The 471-nt window shown below is 67.1% G+C and carries 1 protein-coding gene; it reads left to right on the top strand.

Annotation, left to right across the window (positions count from 1 at the left end; genetic code table 11):
* The coding region (locus tag AC1DYG_RS19560; RefSeq protein ID WP_477641516.1) for a DUF4233 domain-containing protein at nucleotides 1–421 on the top strand (421 nt) is incomplete at its 5' end.
* Nucleotides 422–471 lie beyond the last annotated feature (50 nt).

The following is a 471-nucleotide window of genomic DNA, read 5'->3' as shown; positions in this document are numbered from 1 at the left end:
GGGGCAACCGCACGTCGAGGGACATGCGCCGGCTGAGGGAACGGGCTTCAAGCCGCCGACGAAGGACCCGTGGAAGAGCTTCCGCGGGGTCTGCGCGGGCACGCTGATCCTGGAGGCAATCGTTGTGCTGCTGGCGATCCCGGTGGTCGCGACCGTCGGCGGGGGACTGACCGCGGCCAGCGGGACCTACCTCGTCGTGCTCGCGCTGCTGATGATCCTCGGGGCGGGTGTGCAGGGCCGGTCGTGGGGGATGGCGTTCAACATCGTGCTGCAGGTCGCGCTGGTGGCCGGCTTCGCCGTGCACATCTCGATCGGCGTGATGGGACTGGTGTTCTCGTCGGTCTGGGCGTACCTGCTGTACCTGCGCCGCGACATCCTGGACCGGATGGAAAAGGGACTGCTTCCGGGTCAACGGGACTGACGTTCTAGGCTGAGTGCTGTGACTGAGCGGACCCTGGTACTGATCAAGCC

The sequence above is a fragment of the Pedococcus sp. P1_H8 genome, assembly GCF_056405175.1.
The sequence above is the reverse complement of the archived record's forward strand: the minus strand, read 5'-3'. Positions and strand labels throughout refer to the sequence as shown.